Source organism: Bacillota bacterium (genome assembly GCA_030705925.1).
Taxonomy (GTDB): domain Bacteria; phylum Bacillota; class Clostridia; order Oscillospirales; family Feifaniaceae; genus JAUZPM01.
Map to the genome: position 1 here is coordinate 1 of JAUZPM010000099.1, position 6,074 is coordinate 6,074.

The 6,074-nt window shown below is 39.7% G+C and carries 4 protein-coding genes; all 4 read left to right on the top strand.

Translation table 11 applies throughout. The features are described from left to right. Positions 1-396 (top strand): hypothetical protein (locus tag Q8865_10805; GenBank protein ID MDP4153906.1); only part of this gene is annotated, 396 nt, incomplete at its 5' end. A gap of 715 nt (positions 397-1,111) precedes the next feature. Then, positions 1,112-2,002: a P-loop NTPase fold protein gene (locus tag Q8865_10810; GenBank protein MDP4153907.1), complete on the top strand. Its 891-nt coding sequence runs from the start codon at positions 1,112-1,114 to the stop codon at positions 2,000-2,002. 170 nt (positions 2,003-2,172) lie between these two features. After that, positions 2,173-3,426 carry a hypothetical protein gene (locus Q8865_10815; protein ID MDP4153908.1) on the top strand — a complete coding sequence of 418 codons (1,254 nt, stop codon included), beginning with the start codon at positions 2,173-2,175 and terminating at the stop codon, positions 3,424-3,426. 178 nt (positions 3,427-3,604) lie between these two features. Further along, on the top strand, positions 3,605-6,074 hold a 2,470-nt coding region (locus Q8865_10820), incomplete at its 3' end, for an ATP-binding protein (protein ID MDP4153909.1).

Sequence of the window (6,074 nt, forward strand, 5' to 3'; positions counted from 1 at the left end):
CGAATTTTTTTTAAAAGTCACGCGAAAGAACTTGTCTATGAATATCCGGTCAATAAAAAGAAAATCGCTCAAATTGAGGGTGACCACATTCTGTTCGACGGTCAGCCGAAATCGCCCGTCTCATCGCGTACCACAGACGAAAAGGAAATGCAGTTAGTCTCCGACGAGCGGTACATATTTCTTCAGAATTCCGTGCGAGCGGTGGATGCTGCTGTCGATGTCACAAAAAGCCGTAAGGATGGTGACGAACGTATGAAGCTAATCAAGTCGGTATACTGGGACAAAACTCGCACATTATACGGAGCGGCTCTGAACATTCCAATCTCTGAGCGGCAGGCGCAGCGCTGGAATACGGAGTTCCTAGAGATTATTAGCAAAAGGATGGGGTGGGTGTAACTCAATTTAAATAATGCTGGCAGTGGAAACGGAGGAGCAATCACAACATATTGTGGCTGCTCCTCCGTTTATTACAGTAATAAGGATGATGTATAAATAATAAAACTAAGGTTGCTAACTCAAAAGGTACTTCCGAGCCCGCACCCCTGCGCGGTGCTTTCGACCCCCGGAAAGTGCATGACTTTTAAAAAATTTTTCGAGGCACTTCCTTCCGCTTTTAGAGGTTCGTAATGCTATTAGAAATTGCCCAAAAAGATCTTGCAAAAATACAATAGCAGAATCAGCAAATTACGCGATGAATAATGGCTTTTTTAGCTATCGAGAGCAATTAAGATTCACCTTCCAACGTGCATTAAAGATTAAATAAATTTACCGCCTAAAAGCGGAAGTGGCCAATGCAAAATCAGCTGACTTTGATAAGGAACGAGCGGAGCATGATCACATCAAATGGAACATTTTAAAAGTGACAAAATCGGCGGCATGCTGCAACCAGTATTCAAGGGCTTACGCGATGATAAAAGCCCATGGGAATGTGTCAGAAAGTAATTGTTAAAGGCCTGTAGAGTGTAAAAACTTCCGCGAGCCTTTTTTTATACCTAAATAATAACTGATAGATGAAAAATATTGTAATATATGGAAATAACATGTAGAATTATGGCGTACTAATATTAATTAATTGACTTGCGGATTTTAGCAATAACACGCAGTTTATGGAATGGTAAGTTCCTACCATAATGGTAAGTCTATAGATAAAAGTAATTTTGCCCAAAGTTTAATGCGCGAAATCGCTCGAAATGAAGTAATGATGGAGGATAATATGTTTTATTCAGATAAGCCTATCATGTCGAATGTTGACGATCATCTCGGCAGAGTGGGTTTTGCAAGGCTGTTGGCGCAAGCACTTATAAATTTAAATAATGCAGATACTTTTTCTGTTGGCCTTTATGGAAAATGGGGAAGTGGAAAGACTTCTCTGGTAAATATGATGCTAAACGAAATTGAGAAACAACAGAGAAGCGTCTGCGAGGAAAACAGATTCATTGTTGTTCATTTTGAGCCTTGGAATTTTTCTGACGCTAATCAACTTTTGTCGCAATTTTTTATTAGGCTATCCAATGAGTTTCGTAGCAAGGGAGACGAAAATTTATCAAAAATTGGAGAGGCACTTGAAACGTACTCGGATGCGTTTAATCTTGCAGAAGCCATACCAATCGTCGGAGGAGTATTAGCTCTCTTTGGGAAAAAGGGCGCAGCTATGCTTGGCAAGAAAATGAAGAAAGACTCAGATGAGAAAGATATTCTCAAGCACAAAGAGTATGTTATAAACCTTCTTACGAAACAAACGAGAAGGATATTGGTTGTCATAGATGATATTGATCGGCTAAACAACGAGCAAATCCGGCAAGTGTTTCAGTTAATCACATCTGTTGCAAAATTCCCAAACACGGTATATCTTTTGGTTTTTGATAAAGAGATTGTAGTAAAGGCATTGAAGAAAGTGCAGGAAGGAAACGGCGAAGATTATCTCGAAAAGATAATTCAAATGCCTATTCAGATTCCTGACATTCAAAGGGAGAAACTCAGGGAAGTATTATTCAATCACTAAATGTTATTCTCTCCGCATATAAAGATCTAAGTTTTAAACAGGCTCATTGGCAACGACTCTTTGAACCATGTGTTGATCCATTTATAAAAAATATTAGAGATATAAACCGTCTTTGTAACTCAGTACAATTCAAGTTAACAACTATATCATCAGAGGTTGATTTTGCTGATATGGTTGCTATCTCTGCATTGGAAATTTCCCTTCCACAAATATATGAGTGGGTTAAAAATAATAAGTCCATTTTAACAGGAGAGCTTGATCTATCAACGATTGGGAGAAGTAAATCGCAAAAAGAAAGGTATGAGTTGTACTATTCCCAAATTCGATTGCTGTTACATAGTAAAGATGAAGGAAGAAATGAACATGATGCGGAAATAGCCATTACATTTCTTTCACGGCTATTTCCTTACTTCGGGCAAAAAATCGGTAAGATTTATGAAGTATACGACTTGAATTCATTTAGGAGAAACAACCAAATTGCCCATCCCGAAAAATTTGATAGATATTTCAATCCCGACTTAGATAATATCGGACTGAAGAAATCAGAAATCATAAAAGCAATCTACTCTTTGAGTTGCGAGAATTTTAGAGCATATCTGTTGGAGCGCGATGAGAAGGGTACAAGCTACGAGTTTCTTGAAGAAGTACAAGCAATGATTCCTGAGATTTCACCGGACAGGGCGGAAGTTATAATAAATGCGTTACTTGATACCTCTGCTGAGCTTGATGTTGTTTCTAAGAAAAATATTCTGTCGATGCGTGCAAGCTCCTATGCAGACCATATGATAATTGACTTATTAGATGCTGTCGTTCCAACAGAAAGGCTTTACTTCCTTTCTTATATCATACGTAATGCTAATTTTTCCTCTTTGCAATCCATGGCACAAGTTATCAATATGCTTGAGTTGGGATATGGAAGATTAGCGGCTAAAGGAGAAGAACAAGGCTATAAAAAAGTGCTTTCTTTAGAAGAACTCATTCAACTTGAAGATACATTTACTCAAAAAGCCAAAGATATGTTAAAAGCACATAGCCTGTTTGATTTAGACGATTGGAGAATGATTTGTTATCTGTTGGAATGCTTTGATTCTGGCTACGCAAAGGAATACCTTACAAATGAACTTAATGATGATAAGAATATTGTGAGGTATTTGGAAGGGTCTGTAAGCACTTGGACAGGCAGTAGTACGGAATACGAAATTAGAGAAGAATATAAAAAATATTTGACGGAAGATAGAGTTCTTCAAGCGATTGAATCTCAAAAAAAGTCTGGTGACCTATTTTTAATGCCAGAGCAGATACAGAATAAATGCGGGGCGTTCTTCCTATATGTGTCTGGAAAAGCGAACCACCATGGAAATATTGCTCAATCTGATGTTGACGAGTTACTTAACACTTGGAGAAGGGAAAAACGGGAGTACTGAAGCAATCTCTGGGCTATTGAGCTTCGTATAATGTTTATGACATTCATTAAAAATAGAAACTAATTATAATCGGCAACCAAAACGCGGCTCTCCGTTTCAGTGCACAGAGTCGCGCTTTTCCCATATTTATCGCGCCTTGATAAGGAAAGTTCTACCCATTGCGTATGGAATAAATAGAATGATAGGTGAAGCTATGTCATCTGATGAAATCAGCAATACAGTTAAAAAGAAACGTATCCTTATACTGATTATTACAATAGTAATTTTTATACTTTCTATTGCCTTTGTTTTTGCTTTTCATGAAGCGGCACAAAACACAACCGAGGTCAAAAATGGCACTGTTGACCTTAAAAACTGGAATTCAGGTGTAGACCAACCGCTCAACTTGAATGGTAATTGGGATTTTTATTGGAATCGATTTGTGACCGACAATGAAATTGAAAGCGGAGCTGTAAAACCTGATAGTACAGCAAATGTACCTGCTCCTTGGAACAGCTATACAATAGGCGACAAAAATCTGCCGAGCTTCGGCTATGGTACTTATGCAATCAAGGTTCTGAATGCCACACCTGGTCAGCAGTTAGCGTTGAATATTCCTGCGCTTTCTACTGCGTATGAGTTATATGTGGACGGCAGCCTGATTGCTTCTAACGGAAAGATCGGAACTTCAAAAGAAACCTATGCACCAGAGGCGAAGCCGCAGGTTGTGGAGTTTTCTCCGAAAGAGCAAAACTTTGATATAGTGATCTGTGTTTCTAATTTTACATGTGTGCAGGGCGGCATGCTTTTTGGTGTTCAAATGGGAACATGGGCACAGATTCATCGAGCATACGAGAATACTTTCGGTTTGGATTCGTTTCTATTAGGCCTGCTGTTTATCGTTGCTTTGTATTATATAGGAATGTTCTTTTTTCAGCGGGAAACTATTAATGGATTGTACACCAGTTTCATGTGTCTATGGATGGCTGTCATAACGATGACGACCGGCAATGTACTGATTCTCCGTCTGATTCCCTCCATGAGCTATGGGGCGCTGATGGCAATAGAATATATTTCACTATGCTGGATTCCGGTTAGTGTGGCTCTGACCTTTAAAGACCTTTTTCCGGAAGAAATGTCCGATAAAGTAACAAAAATATTTCTGGTTTTTGCGGCAGCCATGACCCTGCTAATTCTGCTGACACCAAATTCGTTCTACTCTCCGTTTATTTATTGCATTGAGATTATCTTTGCTTTGATATCTGCATATTGCTTTTTTATGTTATCCAAGGCCTATCTTCACGGACGAAAAGACTCTTTTTTAACGCTGGTAATTTCCCTGATTTTTTTTGCCTGTTCCATAGTGGCTACATTGTTTACAAATAACGCAAGTGAAATCGGTTTTCTAATTATTCTTTTACCGCAGCCCTTTGTTATTTCGCGGAGGCTGTCTGACGCGTTACAAAAAGAAAAGAAAATGTCTCAAAACCTACTGAGCTTGGATAAGCTTAAAGATGAATTCCTTGCCAATACATCGCATGAGTTGCGCACGCCTTTAAACGGAATTCACAGTATTGCGGAATCCATGCTGCGGGATGGAGACGGAGAGTTAAACGAACATCAGCGCAGTGATCTGACATTGATTTCTCTTTCCAGCCGTCGGCTTACCACTCTTGTCAACGATATTTTAGACTATGCCAAACTTAAAAACGGCAATATCCTGCTGAATGTGCAGCCGGTACATATTGAAGGTCCTATCTATACCATAGTGAGCATTTTCCGACAGATAAATTCATCGGAAAATGTTGAAATTCTGTTTGAATTTTCAGATGAGCTTCCTCCCGCTCTGGCAGACGAAGGCCGCCTGACACAAATTATCTATAATCTTATGGACAACGCTGTGAAATTCACGGTCAGCGGATATGTAAAAATCTCGGTCAAAGAAAAAGGCAATATGCTTGAATTTTGTGTCGCTGATACCGGGCAGGGCATTCCGGAAGATAAGTTTGAAGCAATCTTTAAATCCTTTGAGCAGGTGGATACATCCTCAACCCGAGGATATGGCGGTACAGGTCTGGGGCTGCCGATTACCAAATATTTCGTCGAATTAATGGGAGGAAAAATCTGGGTTATATCGGAACTTGGAGTTGGCTCTGCCTTTACTTTCACAATTCCCATAGCCCCAAAAAGTTCTGGTGCTTTGACTGCCGCCCCAAAAAAGAACTCTGGAATTGCAGCAACAAAAATGCAGAGAACTGCAGATAAAAACATCAATATACAAACAAAAGCTCCCAAAATTCTACTTGTTGATGACGATACCGTCAACTTACAGGCGGCTTCTTCGATTCTCAGAATCGGCGGCTTTCATGTTATTACGGCGCATAGCGGCCTTGCCGCATTGGCGCAGCTTGAAAAAGTCTCTGATTATTCCCTAGCAATTTTGGATGTTATGATGCCGGAAATGTCCGGATTTGAATTGTGCCGTGAAATCCGAAAAAGCAAAACCTGCTTTGAACTGCCTGTGCTGATGCTGACCGCCAGAACTGCAGTAAATGATATCGTCATGGGGTTTGAAGTCGGAGCAAACGATTATCTTGCAAAACCTTTTGAACCCGAAGAACTTCTGGCAAGAGCAAAAATGCTGACGGGGCTCAAAGAATCAGTCGATA

What these genes read in the sequence shown, in the direction of transcription:
- Q8865_10810 (MDP4153907.1), top strand. Translation starts at nt 1,112, where the DNA reads ATGGTAAGTTCCTACCATAATGGTAAGTCTATAGATAAAAGTAATTTT.
- Q8865_10815 (MDP4153908.1), top strand. Translation starts at nt 2,173, where the DNA reads ATGGTTGCTATCTCTGCATTGGAAATTTCCCTTCCACAAATATATGAG.